Here is a 15,586-nt window from a genome sequence, read left to right as displayed (position 1 = left end):
GCGGCGCTCAGCCGCCGGTTTGCTTTGCGTCCGCTCCAGCTCCCGATGCCGTGCCGGCGTCGAACGGCAGGGTCGGCAGGAACCGCGGCGCGGTGCGGGCGCGGGTCTGCTGCTCGAAGGCGTGGGCGAGTCCGATCAACCGGGCCTCGCTCCACGCAGGCCCCATGAACACGATACCGACCGGCAAACCGTGCACGTCGCCCATCGGCACGGTCACGCTGGGGGTGCCGGCGACCGCGGCGACGCCGTAGCCGGCGCCAAGGAAATGATCGCCGTTGACCAGGTCGATCGGCCAGGCCGGCGATACCGCCGGCGCGATGATGGCGTCGAGCTGGTGCTCGGCCAGGGTCGCGTCGATGCCCTCGGTGCCCGCGAGGCGCCGCGCCGCGATCCGCGCTTCGATGTAGGCCTCGTCGTCCAACCGGCCGGCGCGTTGGGCCCGCTCGAACAGCTCCTGGCCGAACCAGGCCATCTCGGTGTCGGCATGTTTGCGGTTGTACTCGATGAGTCCGGCCAGGTCGCGGACCGGGGCCTGGCCGTTGCCGAGGTAGCGACCGACGCCGTGCTTGAACTCGTGCAGCAGCACCACCAGCTCCGCCTCCTGCCACTGGCCGTCGGTGGCGATGGCGACGTCGACCAGCTCGGCCCCGGCCTTGCGCAGTGCCTCCAGGTTGCGCTCGAACACCGCGTCCACGCCGTCGTGGTAACCCGAGGCGCTGCGCAACACGCCGATCCTGGCGCCCAGGAGGCTGCCGGCGTCGAGGCGCGCGTGGTAGTCGAAGATGGCGCGGCCGGTGCTCTCGGCGGTGCGCACGTCGCTCTCGTCGCGGCCGACCATCGCCGACAGCATCACCGCGGCGTCGGCGACCGTGCGCGCCATCGGCCCGGCGGTGTCCTGGCTGCTGGAGATCGGCACGATGCCGCCGCGACTGATCAGGCCCACGGTCGGCTTGATGCCGACCAGCCCGGCGACCGCCGAGGGGCAGATGATGCTGCCATCGGTCTCGGTGCCGACCCCGGCCGCGGCCAGGCTGGCGGCGATCGCGCTGCCGGTGCCGGAACTGGAGCCGCAGGGCGAGCGGTCGAGCACGTAGGGGTTGCGGGTCTGGCCGCCACGCGCGCTCCAGCCCGAGCTGGAGCGGGTCGAACGAAAATTGGCCCACTCGCTGAGGTTGGTCTTGCCCAGGATCACCGCGCCGGCCTCGCGCAGGCGCTGGACCAGGAAGGCATCGCTGCGCGGACGGTGCTCGGCCAGCGCGTTGGAGCCGGCCGAGGTGACCATCGGGGTCGCATCGATGTTGTCCTTGAGCAGGACCGGGATGCCGTGCAGGGGGCCGCGGATGCGGCCTGCGGAGCGCTCGGCGTCGCGTGCGGCGGCTTCCTCCAGCGCTTCCGGATTGAGTTCCAGCACCGCGTTGAGCATCGGTCCGGCATCGTCGATCGCGGCGATCCGATCCAGGTAGGCCTGGGTCAGCGTGGCGCTGGTCAACTTGCCGTGGCCCATCCGGGTCTGCAGTTCGGCGATGCCGACCTCGCCGAAGGCGAAGTCGCCGGTCGGCCGAGTGTCATCGCCGGCGGCACCGGCGTGCTCGCCGCGGTCGGCGGTCGTTCCAGTGGTGCTCGGGCCGGTATCGTCCGTGGCGCGCTGGCACGCGGTCAGACCGATGAGCAACGCAGCCAGAGGCAGATACACCCGTGGGAGATACAGACGCATGGCGATTCCCCGATCGCGAAAAGCGCCATCGAGCATATGCGATCGTCGGCGGTCGATACTGTGGGCGAGTTCGCGGGCGGGGCGAACGGTCGCCGGAGCGGGGTGTGCGGCATGTCAGCCATCCCGGCGCGGGGAAACTGCGCTCGGCTCAGGGCGACATCGCCGCCAGGCCGGCGATGCCCAGGGCATAGAGCGCGAGTACGCAGAGCGAGTCGACGCCGACTCCCAGTCGACGCCGGGCGTCGCGTCGCGCCATGCCGGCGAGATAGCACAGGGTAAGCAGCAGGCCGAGCGCGCCCAGGTACAGATCGCTGCCGCCCAGCTGCGGCAGGACCGCCTGTCCCGACAGCAGCGCGGCGAGCACCAGCAGCACCGGCAGGAATGCGTTGCCGCCGAAGATGTCGCTCATCGCCAGTTGCCAGCGCCTGAGGCGGATCGACTCCAGGCCGCTGGCGACCTCGGGGATGGCGGTCGCCGCGGCCAGGATCGTGGCCGCGAACACCGCGCCGCTCATGCCCAGGTCCTCGGCGATCGCGTCCCCGCTCAGCTCCAGCGCCACGCCGGCGACCAGGGTCGCCAGTGAGGCGATCGCGAAGTGCAGCAGGCAGCGTCGAAGCCCCGGACGGGCCCGGGGCGGTGTCGCGTTGGCCGCGTCGGCCGGCGTCGCCTGCGGCCGCGACAACCGTCGCATGCCGAGCAGGGCGGCGAACCAGGCGGCGACGATCAGCAGCCCCGGCACGCTGAGGCCGGCGACCTGCGGCGGCGATTCCCAGACATGCCCGAGCAGGACCAGGCCGAGCATCGCCACGACCAGGGCGGCTTCCAGTTTCAGCTGCGGCGACCCGGCCAGCGCCGACAGTGGCGCGCCCTCGCGGCGCGCGGCGAAGTCCAGCGCCACCAGTACCACGGTCTGGATCGCGACCCCGCCGAGCAGATTGCCGATCGCGACCTCGACGCGGCCCTGCAGCGACGCACTGGCGGTGATCGCGATTTCCGGCAGGTTGGTGACGATGGCCAGCAACACCATGCCGCCGATCGCCTCGCCCCAGCCGAACGCCTCGTCGAGTCGATCGGTGGTGCGCGAGAGCACGGTGCCGGCGCGCCACACCACCGCCGCGGCCAGCGCGAACAGCAGGCAAAGAAATGGCAGCGGGAGATCGCTCACGCTGCCATTCTAGGGTGCCGCCGGGCGGGGAAGCTCAGGCCGCGCGCGAGGCCCGCTTGCGATCGCTTTCGGTCAGGAACTTCTTGCGCAGGCGGATCTCCTTCGGGGTGATCTCCACCAGCTCGTCGTCCTCGATGAAGTCCAGGGCCTGCTCCAGCGAGAACTTGATCGCCGGGCTCAGCGCGATGGCGTCGTCCTTGCCCGAAGCGCGCATGTTGGTCAGCGGCTTGGGCTTGATCGCATTGACGGTCAGGTCGTTGTCCTTGGAATGGATGCCGACCAGCTGGCCCTCGTACACCGAGTCGCCTTCGGCGGCGAACAGCCTGCCGCGGTCCTGCAGCGGTCCCAGCGAGTAGGCGGGGGTGGTGCCGGCGGCATTGGCGATCATCACGCCGTTGATGCGCTTGGCGATCGCACCCTGTTCCTTCGGTCCGTAATGGTCGAACACGTGGAACAGCAGGCCCGAGCCCTGGGTCAGGGTCTTGAACTCGTTCTGGAAGCCGATCAGGCCGCGCGCCGGGATCATGTACTCCAGGCGCACGCGACCCTTGCCGTCGGGCTCCATGTTCTTCAGCTGGCCCTTGCGGGTGCCGAGCTTCTCCATCACGCCGCCCTGGTGGATCTCCTCGACATCGATCACCAACTGCTCGATCGGCTCCATCAGCTGGCCGTCGATTTCCTTGATGATCACCTCGGGGCGCGACACCGCCAGCTCGAAGCCCTCGCGGCGCATGTTCTCGATCAGCACCGACAGGTGCAGTTCGCCGCGGCCGGAGACCAGGAACTTGTCGGCATCCTCGAGCTGCTCGACCCGCAGCGCGACGTTGTGCACGGTCTCGCGTTCGAGGCGGTCCTTGATCTGGCGGCTGGTCAGGAACTTGCCGCCCGACAGGTCCTTGTTGCCGGCGAACGGCGAGTTGTTGACCTGGAAGGTCATCGAGATCGTCGGCTCGTCGACGGTCAGCGCCGGCAGCGCCTCGGGGGTGTCGAGGGCGCAGACGGTATCGGAGATGGTCAGTTCCTGGATGCCGGAGATGGCGACGATGTCGCCGGCCTGCGCGCTGTCCTGCTCGATCCGCTCCAGGCCCAGGAAGCCAAGCACCTGCAGCACCTTGCCCTGGCGCTTCTTGCCTTCGCGATCGATCACCGAGACCGGCATGTTCTTCTTCAGGGTGCCGCGCTGGATCCGGCCGATGCCGATCACGCCGACGAAGTTGCTGTAGTCCAGCTGGCTGATGCGCATCTGGAAGGGACCGTCCGGGTCCACTTCAGGCATCGGCGCGTGCTGCATGATCGCTTCGTACAGCGCGGTCATGTCGCCCGAGCGGACGCTGTCGTCGAGGCTGGCGTAGCCGTTCAGCGCCGAGGTGTAGACGATCGGGAAGTCGAGCTGCTCATTGGTCGCGCCGAGCTTGTCGAACAGGTCGAAGACCTGGTCGATCACCCAGTCGGGGCGCGCGCCGGGACGGTCGATCTTGTTGACCACCACGATCGGCTTGAAGCCCATCGCGAAGGCCTTCTGGGTCACGAAGCGGGTCTGCGGCATCGGCCCGTCCATCGCGTCGACCAGGATCAGCACGGTGTCGACCATCGACAGCACGCGCTCGACCTCGCCGCCGAAGTCGGCGTGCCCGGGGGTGTCGACGATGTTGATCCGGTTGCCGTTCCAGGTGATGGCGGTGTTCTTGGCCAGGATCGTGATGCCACGCTCCTTTTCCTGGTCGTTGCTGTCCATCACCCGCTCGGCGAGGACGGTGCGCTCGGACAGGGTGCCGGACTGCTTGAGCAGCTGGTCGACGAGGGTGGTCTTGCCATGATCGACGTGGGCGACGATGGCGATATTGCGCAGGCGTTCGACGGAGTTGGATGCGGACATGCGGAAAGGACGCCGGCGAAGGCATCAGGCTCGCGGAGGGAAGCCGACCATTATATCCGCCAAATGTGGCAATGGTCATATGAATGCGCGGTTTCCGGTTCCGGCTGCGGTATTCTAGGCGGTCCGCATTCAGCATTCCGCCCGCGGAACCGGTGTTCATCGTTTGTCGACCCGGGTTGGCGGACTCTGGAGCTTTCCCCCCGGGCGTCCCGTTCGCGGCGCGCCAGCCCCTTCACAGGAGCCGTATCCATGTCATTGACCGCCATTTTCGATACCGATCGCGGCCCGATCCGCGTCGAGCTCGCCGCCGACAAGGCGCCGCTTACCGTTGCCAGCTTCGTCAACCTGGTCCGCCGCGGCTTCTACGACGGCCTCAATTTCCACCGCGTGATCGCCGACTTCATGGTCCAGGGCGGCTGCCCGCTGGGCACCGGCACCGGCGGCCCCGGCTACCGTTTCGAGGACGAGACCGACAACGGCCTGCCCCACGAGCGCGGAGTGCTGTCGATGGCCAACGCCGGCCCCGGCACCAACGGCAGCCAGTTCTTCATCACCCACGTGGCGTGCCCGTGGCTGGACGGCAAGCACACCGTGTTCGGCAAGGTGGTCGAGGGCCTGGAGGTCGTCGACAAGATCCAGCAGGGCGACGAGATCCGCACGGTGAAGATCGAGGGCGACATCGAGCCGGTGCTGGCGGCCAGGGCCGATCGCGTGGCCGACTGGAACAAGACGCTGGACGCGAACGCGCGCGCCTGAGCGTCCGCGGCGGACATTGTCGTTGAACGGAACCCCGGGCCGTCGGTCCGGGGTTTTTCGTGTCCGCGCGGCGCGATCCCGGTGGCCGCGGGGTGTGCCGCCGGGTGCCGCCGCGGGGCAGAGCGGCTGGCGTGTGCGTGATACCATCAGGGGGCTTTGTCCAGGCCGCCCGACGGCCTGCCTCCCCTCCGTCACAACCCACCTGAGAGGTCCCCCGCGATGCCCCAGCTCGCCAGCCGTATCGGCCGCGCCAAGCCCAGTGCGATCATGCAGATTGCCGAGAAGGCCAAGCGCCTGAAAGCCGAAGGCCGCGACATCATCAGCTTCTCGATCGGCGTGCCGAACTTCCTGCCCGGCGAGCACGTCTACGAGGCCGCCCGCAATGCGCTGTCCCACGACAGCGGCCAGTACGGCAGCAACCGCGGCGCCGACCCGATGATCGACGCCTTCATCGAGCACATGGGGAAGCTGGGACTGACCGGTTACGGCCGGGTCAACTGCGCCAGCGGCGTGGGCGCCAAGCACCTGCTCTACAACCTGGCCGAGGCCCTGCTCGACGAGGGCGACACGATCGTCTTCCCGACGCCGTACTGGACCAGCTATCTCGACATCGCCGAGATCGTCAACGCCAAGGTCGAGCTGCTGCCGTGCCCGCCCGAGCAGGACTACAAGCTGACCCCCGCGCAGCTGGAGGCGGCGCTGGCGAAGAAGCCGCGCGTGTTCCTGTTCAACAACCCGTCGAACCCGACCGGCATGGTCTATACCCGCGAGGAGATCGACGCGCTGGCCGAGGTGCTGGTGAAGTACCCGGATACCTGGGTGATCACCGACGACATCTACAACAAGATGGTGTTCGACGGTGTCGGCTACCACAACTTCGTGCATTCCAGGCCGGAACTGAAGGAGCGGGTGATCTTCGTCGACTCGCTGTCCAAGACCTACGGCATGCCGGGTTGGCGGGTCGGCTTCATGGCCGGCCCGGAAGCGGTTGCCAAGGCCGTGGTGACGCTGAACTCCAATCACATCACCAATATTCCCGAGGTCACCACCGCCGCGGCGGTGGCCGCGCTGTCGGGTCCGCAGGACGTGCCCGAGGCCCGCTGCGCCGAGTTCCAGGCCAAGCGCGACCAGGTCATGGCGGTGATGAACGGCATTCCCGGCGTGGTCTGCCCGCGGCCGCAGGGCGCGTTCTACGTGTTCCCGGACGTGAGCTGCAGCTTCGGCAAGACCCACGGCCCGAGCGGCAAGAAGATCGAGAACGACGTCGACTTCTGCAGCGTGCTGCTGGAGGCCAAGGGCGTCGCCTGCGTGCCGGGTTCGGCATTCGGCGAGCCGCGCGCGATGCGCATCAGCTACACCTGTCCGACGCCGCAGCTGGCACCGGGCATGGAGCGCATCCGCGAGTTCTTCGCCGAGCTCGCCTGAGCCGTCGATGTCTCCGCTCCGGCTGCTCGTCATCATCGCGGTCCTCGTCGGGGCCTGGAAACTCTGGCCCCGCGAAGCGGCCGCGCTGCATCCGGATGATCCGCGCAACGCCACCGGTGACGACCGCATCGTGATGCTCGCCGCCGAGTGGTGCGGGTACTGCCGCAAGCAGCAGAAGGCGTTCGAGCTGTCCGAGGTCCGTTATCGCGTGATCGACATCGACACCGAGGCCGGGCAACGCGCGATGCGGGCCCTGCGCGCGCGCGGCGTGCCGACCACGGTGGTCGGCCAGGACGTGGTCTACGGCTACGACACCGAAGGCCTGCAGCAGAAGCTCGAACCGCTGGGCTATCGCGACGTGTTCTGACGTCGGCGCGGCCCGCACGAACGATTCGCCACACCCCCAGTCAAACGCAAGGAACTACCGATGAAAACCCCCGTCCGCGTTGCCGTTACCGGTGCTGCCGGCCAGATCGGCTATTCGCTGCTGTTCCGCATCGCCTCCGGCGAGATGCTCGGCAAGGATCAGCCGGTGATCCTGCAGCTGCTCGAGCTGCCGATGGAGAAGGCCCAGGCCGCGCTCAAGGGCGTGATGATGGAGCTGGAGGACTGCGCGTTCCCGCTGCTGGCCGGCATGGTCGGTACCGACGACGCCGAGGTCGCGTTCAAGGACGCCGACATCGCCCTGCTGGTCGGCGCGCGTCCGCGCGGCCCGGGCATGGAGCGCAAGGACCTGCTGCTTGAGAACGCCAAGATCTTCACCGCCCAGGGCGCCGCGCTGAACAAGGTCGCCAGCCGCGACGTCAAGGTGCTGGTGGTCGGCAACCCGGCCAACACCAACGCCTACATCGCGATGAAGTCGGCCCCGGATCTGCCCGCCAAGAACTTCACCGCGATGCTGCGCCTGGACCACAACCGCGCGCTGAGCCAGCTGGCCGGCAAGGCCGGCGTCGCCGTCGGCGACATCGAGAAGATGGTCGTGTGGGGCAACCACAGCCCGACCATGTACCCGGACTACCGCTTCGCCACCGTCGGCGGCGAGTCGCTGAAGGACAAGATCGGCGACGCCGACTGGAACGCGAACACCTTCATCCCGCAGGTCGGCAAGCGTGGCGCCGCGATCATCGAGGCGCGTGGCCTGTCCTCGGCCGCCTCGGCCGCCAATGCCGCGATCGACCACATCCACGACTGGGTGCTGGGCACCGACGGCAAGTGGGTGACGATGGGCGTGCCGTCCGACGGCAGCTACGGCATTCCCGAAGGCGTGATCTACGGCGTGCCGGTGACCTGCGCGAACGGCGAGTACGTCCGCGTCACCGACCTGCCGGTCGACGAGTTCAGCCGCGCGGCGATGGACAAGACCCTCGCCGAGCTCGAGGAAGAGCGTGCCGGCGTCGCGCATCTGCTCTGACGATGGACTCCCGGCATCGGGACTTCCGGCGGGGCGGCTTCGGCCGCCCCGTCCTGTTTCGGGCCGCCGTATCCGGTGGTATCCGGTGCTGCACAAGCCGATGAGCGCCGACATCGTCGTCATCCACGCCGACGCCCACCTGCTGGTGATCGCGAAGCCGGCCGGTCTGCTGTCGGTGCCGGGGCGGTTGCCGGAGAACCAGGACTGCGTGGTGTCGCGGTTGCAGGCGGTCTACCCGGATGCGCTGACCGTGCATCGCCTCGACCAGGTCACCAGCGGTCTGATGGTGTTCGCGCGGGGCAAGGACATGCAGCGGGCGCTGGCGAAGCAGTTCGAACGGCGCCAGGTATCCAAGCGCTATGTCGCGGTGGTCGAGGGCCGCGTCGAGGAGGCCGCGGGGGAGGTCGCGCTGCCGTTGATCTGCGACTGGCCGAACCGGCCCAAGCAGAAGGTGGACTTCGAGACCGGCAAACCGGCACTCACGCGATGGTGGCGGCTGGAGCATGGTTCCCGAGCAGGCGGGCCGGATACCCGCGAGAGCGACACCAGCCGGCTCGAGCTGGAACCGGTCACCGGCCGCAGCCACCAGCTGCGCCTGCACCTGGCCAGCATCGGCCATCCGATCGTCGGCGACACGATGTACGGTGCGGCCGCCGCCGACCGCGTATGTCTGCATGCCAGCCGGCTGTCGTTCGCGCACCCGGCCACTGGCGAGCCGATGGCCTTCGACAGCGCCGCGCCGTTCTGAGACGCGTTCGCATGCCGCTGCCGCGTCCTCGACCAAAGTCCGAATGAAGCCGTGCCGGTGGCGGCCTAGGCTAGGGGCATCGTTCCCCAGGGCTGCCGCCATGCGCTACGAGGCGTTCCACCAGCGTTCGATCGACGATCCGGAAGGCTTCTGGGCGGAGCAGGCCCGGGCCATCGACTGGCACACGCCGCCGCAGAAGGTCCTCGACTACCGCGATCCGCCGTTCCGGCGCTGGTTCTCCGGCGGCACCACCAATCTGTGCCACAACGCGGTCGACCGCCATCTCGACGCCCGTGGCGAACAGCTGGCGCTGGTGGCGATCTCCAGCGAGACCGGCGTCACCCGTGAGATCAGCTATCGCGAGCTGTTCGACGAGGTCAACGTGTTCGCCTCGGTGCTCAAGTCGCTCGATGTCGGTCGCGGCGACCGGGTGGTGATCTACATGCCGAACATGGCCGAGGCGGTATTCGCGATGCTCGCCTGTGCGCGCATCGGCGCGGTGCACTCGGTGGTGTTCGGCGGTTTCGCCTCGCACAACCTGGCCCTGCGCATCGACGACGCGCGGCCGAAGCTGCTGATCTGCGCCGACGCCGGCATGCGCGGCGGCAAGGTGATCGCGTACAAGCCCCTGGTCGATGCCGCCTGCACCGAGGCGCAGCATCCGCCGCCGCACGTGCTGATGGTGTCGCGCGGACTGGACCCGGACGCGAGCCGGGTCGAGGGCCGCGATGTCGACTACGACGCACTGCGTGCCGCGCATGCCGGCGCACGCGTGGAGGTGGAATGGCTGGAATCGAACGAACCCAGCTATCTGCTGTATACCTCCGGCACCACCGGCAAGCCCAAGGGCGTGCAGCGCGACGTCGGCGGCTATGCGGTGGCGCTGGCGTTGTCGATGTGGTCGATCTACGACGTCCGTGCCGGCCAGGTGATGTTCTCCACCTCCGATGTCGGCTGGGCGGTCGGGCATTCCTACAACGTCTACGGGCCGCTGATCGTCGGCGCGACCTCGATCCTCTACGAGGGGCTGCCGACGAATCCCGATCCCGGTGTGTGGTGGTCGATCTGCGAGAAGTACGGTGTGCGCACGATGTTCTCCTCGCCGACCGGCATCCGCGTGTTGAAGAAGCAGGATGCGGCCTGGCTGAAGAAGCACGACCTGTCGCAGCTGCAATGGCTGTTCCTGGCCGGCGAGCCGCTGGACGAGCCGACCGCGCACTGGATCACCGACGGCATCGGCAAGACCATCATCGACAACTACTGGCAGACCGAGACCGGCTGGCCGGTGCTGTCGCTGATGCCGGGGCTGGACATGAAACCGGTCAAGTTCGGATCGCCGGGGCTGCCGGCGCCGGGCTATCGGCTGCGGGTGATCGACGACGTCAGTGGGGCCGATGTCGGTGCGGGCGAGAAGGGCGTGCTGGTGATCGAGCCACCGCTGCCGCCGGGCTGCCTGACCACGGTCTGGGGCGACGACGCGCGCTTCATGCAGAGCTATTTCAGCCATTTCAAGGAGCTGCTGTACAGCTCGCTGGACTGGGCGATCCGCGACGAGGACGGCTACACCTTCATCCTCGGCCGCACCGACGACGTGATCAACGTCGCCGGACACCGGCTCGGCACCCGCGAGATCGAGGAGTCCTGCTCGACCCATCCCAGCGTCGCCGAGGCGGCGGTGATCGGCGTCCACGACGCCTTGAAGGGGCAGGTGCCGGTGGTGTTCGCGACCCTGCGCGAGGGCGACGCCGCGGCCGCGGCCGAGGGCATGCGCGCGCGGGTGGTCGAGCAGCTCGGCGCGGTGGCGCGGCCGGCCCGGGTCTACGTGGTCGGCGCGTTGCCGAAGACCCGTTCCGGCAAGTTGTTGCGCCGCTCGCTGCAGGCCCTGGCCGAGCAGCGCGATCCGGGCGATCTGTCGACCCTGGACGACCCCGGAGCCCTGGATGAGGTGCGCCGGGCGCTGGAGCGGGGCGCGGATTCAGGAGGCTGAGCCGGGCGGCTGAACCGGGCCGCCTGGGGCGTGGGCCGGACCGGCGACCGGGCCGGGTCGGATAGAATGGCGGACCCACGAGGAGATGCCATGACCAACGCACATTCCCGGGGCGCGCGTTTCCGCGCCGCCGTCTCCGAAGAGTCCCCGCTGCAGGTGATGGGCGCGATCACCGCCTACGCCGGCCTGATGGCCAAGCGGGTCGGCTACAAGGCGCTGTACCTGTCCGGAGGCGGCGTCGCCGCCAACTCGCTGGGCATGCCCGACCTGGGCATCAGCACCATGGAGGACGTGCTCACCGACGCGCGCCGCATCGTCGACGCCACCGACATGCCGTTGCTGGTCGACATCGACACCGGCTGGGGCGGCGCCTTCAACATCGCCCGCACGGTCCGGTCCTTCATCAACGTCGGCGTCGCCGCCGTGCACATGGAGGACCAGGTCGGGCAGAAGCGCTGCGGCCATCGTCCGGGCAAGGAAGTGGTGCCGAAGGCCGAGATGGTCGACCGGGTCAAGGCCGCGGTCGATGCGCGCACCGACGCCGGCTTCGTGATCATGGCGCGCACCGACGCCGCCGCTTCCGAGGGCATCGACAGCGCGATCGAGCGCGCGGTGGCCTACGTCGAAGCCGGCGCCGACATGATCTTCCCCGAGGCGATGAAGACGCTGGACGACTATCGCCGCTTCAAGGCCGCGGTGAAGGTGCCGATCCTGGCCAACCTGACCGAATTCGGATCGACCCCGTTCTTCACCACCGAGGAGCTTGGCGAGGCCGGCGTCGACATCGCCCTGTACTGCTGCGGCGCCTACCGGGCGATGAACAAGGCGGCGCTGAACTTCTACGAGACCGTGCGTCGAGAGGGCACGCAGAAGAACATCATCGACACCTTGCAGACGCGGGCCGAGCTGTACGACTTCCTCGGCTATCACGCCTACGAGGACAAGCTCGACGCGCTGTTCGCCGACGGCAAGTCCTGAGCTTGAGGTTCTGAACTTGAGGCTCTGAACCCACGGCGCGAAGGTCGGCCGACGGAGCGAACAGACTCCCGCCTTGCGGGCCCCCTGCATCGATCTCCGCCGGCGCGTCCGTCCGCCCTCCGGCTGCGGCAGGCGCGTGGCGCAGCCGCAGCCGGTGCGACCCACCGGTCGCATCCAGGCCTGAGCGTTGTCATTTCGGGACAACGCCCGGGTCGACCCACACCGGCCAGCCGGCGATAGGGCGGAACACACCGCCCATCGGCCCGCAGGCCCTCCACCAGCTTCGCCAAGCAGGAGAACCACGATGACCAAGGCCGCGACTCCCGACACCGCCCAAGCGGCGGCTCCCAAGCCGAAGAAGTCCGTCGCCCTGAGCGGCACCGCCGCCGGCAACACCGCCCTGTGCACGGTCGGCCGCAGCGGCAACGACCTGCACTACCGCGGCTACGACATCCACGACCTGGCGACCCGGTCCAGCTTCGAGGAGGTGTCCCACCTGCTGGTCCACGGCGTGCTGCCGACGGTGTCGCAGTTGAACGCCTACAAGGCCAAGCTCAAGCGCCTGCGCGGCCTGCCCGCGATCGTCGCCGAGGCGCTGGAGCTGGTGCCGGCCAACGCGCATCCGATGGACGTGCTGCGAACCGGCTGCTCGGTGCTGGGCACGGTGCTGCCCGAGCGCGAAGGCCATCCGGCCAGCGAGGCGCGCGACATCGCCGACAAGCTGATCGCCAGCTTCGGTTCTATGCTGCTTTACTGGTGGCACTTCACCCGCAACGGTCGCCGCATCGACGTGGAGACCGACGACGACAGCGTCGCCGCGCACTTCCTGCACCTGCTGCACGGCGAACCTCCCAGCGCGCTGCAGGCCGAGTCGCTGGACAAGTCGCTGGTGCTCTACGCCGAGCATGAGTTCAACGCCTCGACCTTCACCGCGCGGGTGATCGCCGGCACCGGCTCGGACCTGCATTCGTGCATCACCGGCGCGATCGGCGCGCTGCGCGGGCCCAAGCACGGCGGCGCCAACGAAGTGGCGATGGACATCATCAGCCGCTACAACAGCGCCGACGAGGCCGAGGCCGACATCCGCGCGCGGATGGAGCGCAAGGAGATCATCATCGGCTTCGGCCACCCGGTCTACACGATCGGCGATCCGCGCAATCCGATCATCAAGGAGATCAGCCGCAAGCTGTGCGAGGACGGTGGCAACCAGACCCTGTTCGACGTGTCCGAGCGCATCGAGAACCTGATGATGGACACCAAGAAGATGTTCCCGAACCTCGACTGGTACAGCGCGTCCGCCTATCACATGATGGGCATCCCGACGCCGATGTTCACCCCGCTGTTCGTGATCGCCCGCACCACCGGCTGGAGCGCGCACGTGATCGAACAGCGCGAGGATGGCAAGATCATCCGGCCGAGTGCGAACTACACCGGTCCGGAGGATCGCGAGTACGTGGCGATCGACAAGCGCTGAGCGCGCACGGACGGTGACGGGGGCCCGGCATGCCGGGCCCTTTTTCGTTTGACGCTATTCGACTCGCGGAGCGATGGGATGTACGAGGACTGGCCGACCAACCTGATCATCGCCTGCACCACGATCGCCGTGGTCGGGATCGTGATCCTGCTGCACTACGAGATGCTGAGCCGGATCGTCGCCCACAACCGGCGCCACGCCGAGGGGGCCGGCCGTCGTCGCCTGGTCGCGGTATACCTGTGGCTGCTGTTGCTGCACGTGGTCGAGATCTGGGTGTTCGGCCTGGCCTACTACCTGCTGCTGAACCTCGCCGGGGTCGGCGAGGTCCATGGCATGCATCACGACAACCTGTTCGACACCGTGTACTTCTCGGCGATGGTCTACACCACCGTCGGCTTCGGCGACATGGTGCCGGTGGGGCCGATCCGGCTGCTGACCGGTACCGAGGCCCTGGTCGGCCTGATGCTGATCACCTGGTCGGCCTCGTTCACCTATCTGGAGATGACCCAGTACTGGAAGGACCGCGACCGCTGAGGGCGCGCCGGCTGCGGATTCGCCCCGGCGCGCGGACAGCGCCGCGTGGACGGCTCAGGACAGGCCTTCGGCCTCCAGCGCCGCGCGGACCCCGGGGTCGGCGTCCATCCGCTGCTTGAAGGCGGACAGGTTGTCGAGCCCGGACAGGTCGACCTTCAGGCCGCCGGCCCAGCGCAGGGTGATGTAGAAGTAGGGGTCGGCGAAACTGCGGAAGCCGGCCAGCCAGTCGCGGTCCCGCAACTGCCGGTCGGCGCTCTCGAACAGCCCGCGCAGACGCTTGTGGGCGGCCTGGCGCACCGCGTCGTGGCCGTCGGCATCGACGCTGAACTGCGCGGGCGCGAACAGCGGCTTGAACGCCGGATGCAGGTCGGAGTTGACGAAGGCCAGCCAGCGGGCGGCCTCGGCGCGTTGGCGCGCGCTGCCGTCGCCGGCAAGGCCGGCCTCGGGGTGGGTGTCGGCGATATAGCCCATGATCGCGGCGTTCTGGGTCAGCACGAAGTCGCCGTCGACGATCGCCGGTACCGCGCCGGCCGGATTGATCGCGAGGAAGGCCGGCGCCTTCATCGTGCTCTTGTCGAGGATCTCGACCTCGAACGGCTGCCCGGTCCAGTGCAGGGCGATGTGATCGGCGGTCGAACAGGCACCAGGCTTGGTGTAAAGCTTCATCGGGCGCTCCGCGGCGGAAACGAGAACGGGCCGGCTACTATCGCCGACCCGTCGATTGCCGCTCAATGCCCGCGGCGGAACGTTGCGTCGCGCCCGCGGCGCTTACGACTTCGGTCCGCGCGGCTTCAGCGTCTGCACCTTGAGGAAGGTGTGGTCGCCGATCTGCGCGACCTGGTAGGCGTTGCGCCAGCTCGGGCTGGCGATCTTGTGGGCGAGGAAGTGGCTCGCGCCGGGCACGACCTCCTGGCGCTCGCCGGCCGGCAGCGCCCAGTTGCGCTCGGCCTCCAGGGCGACGGTGACCGCTTCGCCCCAGGCCTCGACATTGCTGAGGCGGGTGTTCGGCGAAACGATGGTCGGCGCGAACTGCTTGCGGGCGGTCACGACCTCGCAGACGCTGTCGCCCCACAAGCCGCTGTCGCGACGGCGCAGGGCGACCTCGGCGACCGCCTGCTGGCCGCGCACGGACTGGTCGCGGGCTTCCAGGTACAGCGTGGTGCTCAGGCAGAGCGAGTCGGCGGCGTTTGGCGGCAATACCGATGCCAGCCAGAGGATCCATGCCAGTTTCATGTGAACTCCAACTTCGTTGCGTCGACCGCACTCGGGCGTCCACCCCCTGCGGGGCGTTGACTCCTGGTACTGAACGACATGGCGTTGTTTCCGAGCGCGGCGATGGGACAGCCGGGCAGGGTGCGGAAATCGCATTACTAAGGGCGGCGGCTCTGTGGCGCGCTTTGCCCCCGGACACCGGGCCGCAGAACGCGGGTCGGTGTGGGTGGCCGCAAGAGGGGCGGCAGCAAAAGTTGGCGCAAGGTAGCGGCGCTTTGATAAACGCTGCGTGAACAAGGGAGGCTT

At 68.6% G+C, this 15,586-nt stretch carries 14 protein-coding genes; 9 read left to right on the top strand and 5 right to left on the bottom strand.

What is annotated here, in order from left to right:
- Nucleotides 1-7 precede the first annotated feature (7 nt).
- The 3 genes from C9I47_RS12600 to typA all read right to left on the bottom strand — a co-directional run bounded on the left by C9I47_RS12600 (nucleotide 8) and on the right by typA (nucleotide 4,755).
- Entirely contained in the window at nucleotides 8-1,714 is a 1,707-nt protein-coding gene (locus C9I47_RS12600) for an amidase (protein ID WP_111267052.1), read from the bottom strand.
- Nucleotides 1,715-1,862: 148 nt separating this feature from the next.
- Nucleotides 1,863-2,879, bottom strand: coding sequence for a sodium:calcium antiporter (locus C9I47_RS12595; protein ID WP_111267051.1), 1,017 nt, complete (start codon nucleotides 2,877-2,879; stop codon nucleotides 1,863-1,865).
- Between the two features lie 34 nt (nucleotides 2,880-2,913).
- Nucleotides 2,914-4,755 carry a translational GTPase TypA gene (gene typA / locus C9I47_RS12590; RefSeq protein WP_111267050.1) on the bottom strand — a complete coding sequence of 614 codons (1,842 nt, stop codon included), beginning with the start codon at nucleotides 4,753-4,755 and terminating at the stop codon, nucleotides 2,914-2,916.
- Nucleotides 4,756-5,004: 249 nt separating this feature from the next.
- Between typA and C9I47_RS12585 the strand changes: the two genes are divergently transcribed.
- The 9 genes from C9I47_RS12585 to C9I47_RS12545 all read left to right on the top strand — a co-directional run bounded on the left by C9I47_RS12585 (nucleotide 5,005) and on the right by C9I47_RS12545 (nucleotide 14,068).
- The gene (locus C9I47_RS12585; RefSeq protein ID WP_111267049.1) at nucleotides 5,005-5,511 is read left to right on the top strand and encodes a peptidylprolyl isomerase; all 507 of its coding nucleotides are present in this window, start codon (nucleotides 5,005-5,007) and stop codon (nucleotides 5,509-5,511) included.
- Nucleotides 5,512-5,730: 219 nt separating this feature from the next.
- Nucleotides 5,731-6,936, top strand: a complete 1,206-nt coding sequence (locus C9I47_RS12580; protein ID WP_111267048.1) for a pyridoxal phosphate-dependent aminotransferase — start codon at nucleotides 5,731-5,733, stop codon at nucleotides 6,934-6,936.
- Nucleotides 6,937-6,943: 7 nt separating this feature from the next.
- Nucleotides 6,944-7,303: a glutaredoxin domain-containing protein gene (locus C9I47_RS12575; RefSeq protein ID WP_111267047.1), complete on the top strand. Its 360-nt coding sequence runs from the start codon at nucleotides 6,944-6,946 to the stop codon at nucleotides 7,301-7,303.
- Between the two features lie 60 nt (nucleotides 7,304-7,363).
- Nucleotides 7,364-8,347 (top strand): malate dehydrogenase, encoded by a 984-nt coding sequence (locus C9I47_RS12570; protein WP_111267046.1) that lies wholly within the window; start codon nucleotides 7,364-7,366, stop codon nucleotides 8,345-8,347.
- A gap of 100 nt (nucleotides 8,348-8,447) precedes the next feature.
- Nucleotides 8,448-9,095 (top strand): RluA family pseudouridine synthase, encoded by a 648-nt coding sequence (locus C9I47_RS12565; protein WP_223250127.1) that lies wholly within the window; start codon nucleotides 8,448-8,450, stop codon nucleotides 9,093-9,095.
- 100 nt (nucleotides 9,096-9,195) lie between these two features.
- Nucleotides 9,196-11,082, top strand: coding sequence for a propionate--CoA ligase (gene prpE / locus C9I47_RS12560; protein WP_111267045.1), 1,887 nt, complete (start codon nucleotides 9,196-9,198; stop codon nucleotides 11,080-11,082).
- A gap of 90 nt (nucleotides 11,083-11,172) precedes the next feature.
- Nucleotides 11,173-12,060, top strand: a complete 888-nt coding sequence (gene prpB / locus C9I47_RS12555) for a methylisocitrate lyase (RefSeq protein WP_111267044.1) — start codon at nucleotides 11,173-11,175, stop codon at nucleotides 12,058-12,060.
- A 304-nt stretch (nucleotides 12,061-12,364) separates the two neighbouring features.
- Complete coding sequence (gene prpC / locus C9I47_RS12550; RefSeq protein ID WP_111267043.1) at nucleotides 12,365-13,534, top strand: bifunctional 2-methylcitrate synthase/citrate synthase; 1,170 nt, start codon at nucleotides 12,365-12,367, stop codon at nucleotides 13,532-13,534.
- 78 nt (nucleotides 13,535-13,612) lie between these two features.
- Nucleotides 13,613-14,068, top strand: a complete 456-nt coding sequence (locus C9I47_RS12545; RefSeq protein ID WP_111267042.1) for a potassium channel family protein — start codon at nucleotides 13,613-13,615, stop codon at nucleotides 14,066-14,068.
- A 54-nt stretch (nucleotides 14,069-14,122) separates the two neighbouring features.
- On the opposite strand, the gene C9I47_RS12540 is transcribed toward C9I47_RS12545, so the two are convergent.
- Both C9I47_RS12540 and C9I47_RS12535 read right to left on the bottom strand, forming a co-directional pair.
- A complete protein-coding gene (locus C9I47_RS12540) occupies nucleotides 14,123-14,734 on the bottom strand; it encodes a glutathione S-transferase N-terminal domain-containing protein (RefSeq protein ID WP_111267041.1) in 612 nt (203 codons plus the stop codon).
- 102 nt (nucleotides 14,735-14,836) lie between these two features.
- Nucleotides 14,837-15,301: a cell wall hydrolase gene (locus C9I47_RS12535; RefSeq protein ID WP_111267040.1), complete on the bottom strand. Its 465-nt coding sequence runs from the start codon at nucleotides 15,299-15,301 to the stop codon at nucleotides 14,837-14,839.
- Between the last annotated feature and the right edge of the window lie 285 nt (nucleotides 15,302-15,586).

This window comes from Marilutibacter maris, from assembly GCF_003233695.1.
Classification (GTDB): Bacteria; Pseudomonadota; Gammaproteobacteria; order Xanthomonadales; family Xanthomonadaceae; genus Marilutibacter; species Marilutibacter maris.
Note: the sequence above shows the minus strand (reverse complement) of the source record. Positions and strands in the feature narration are given on the sequence as shown.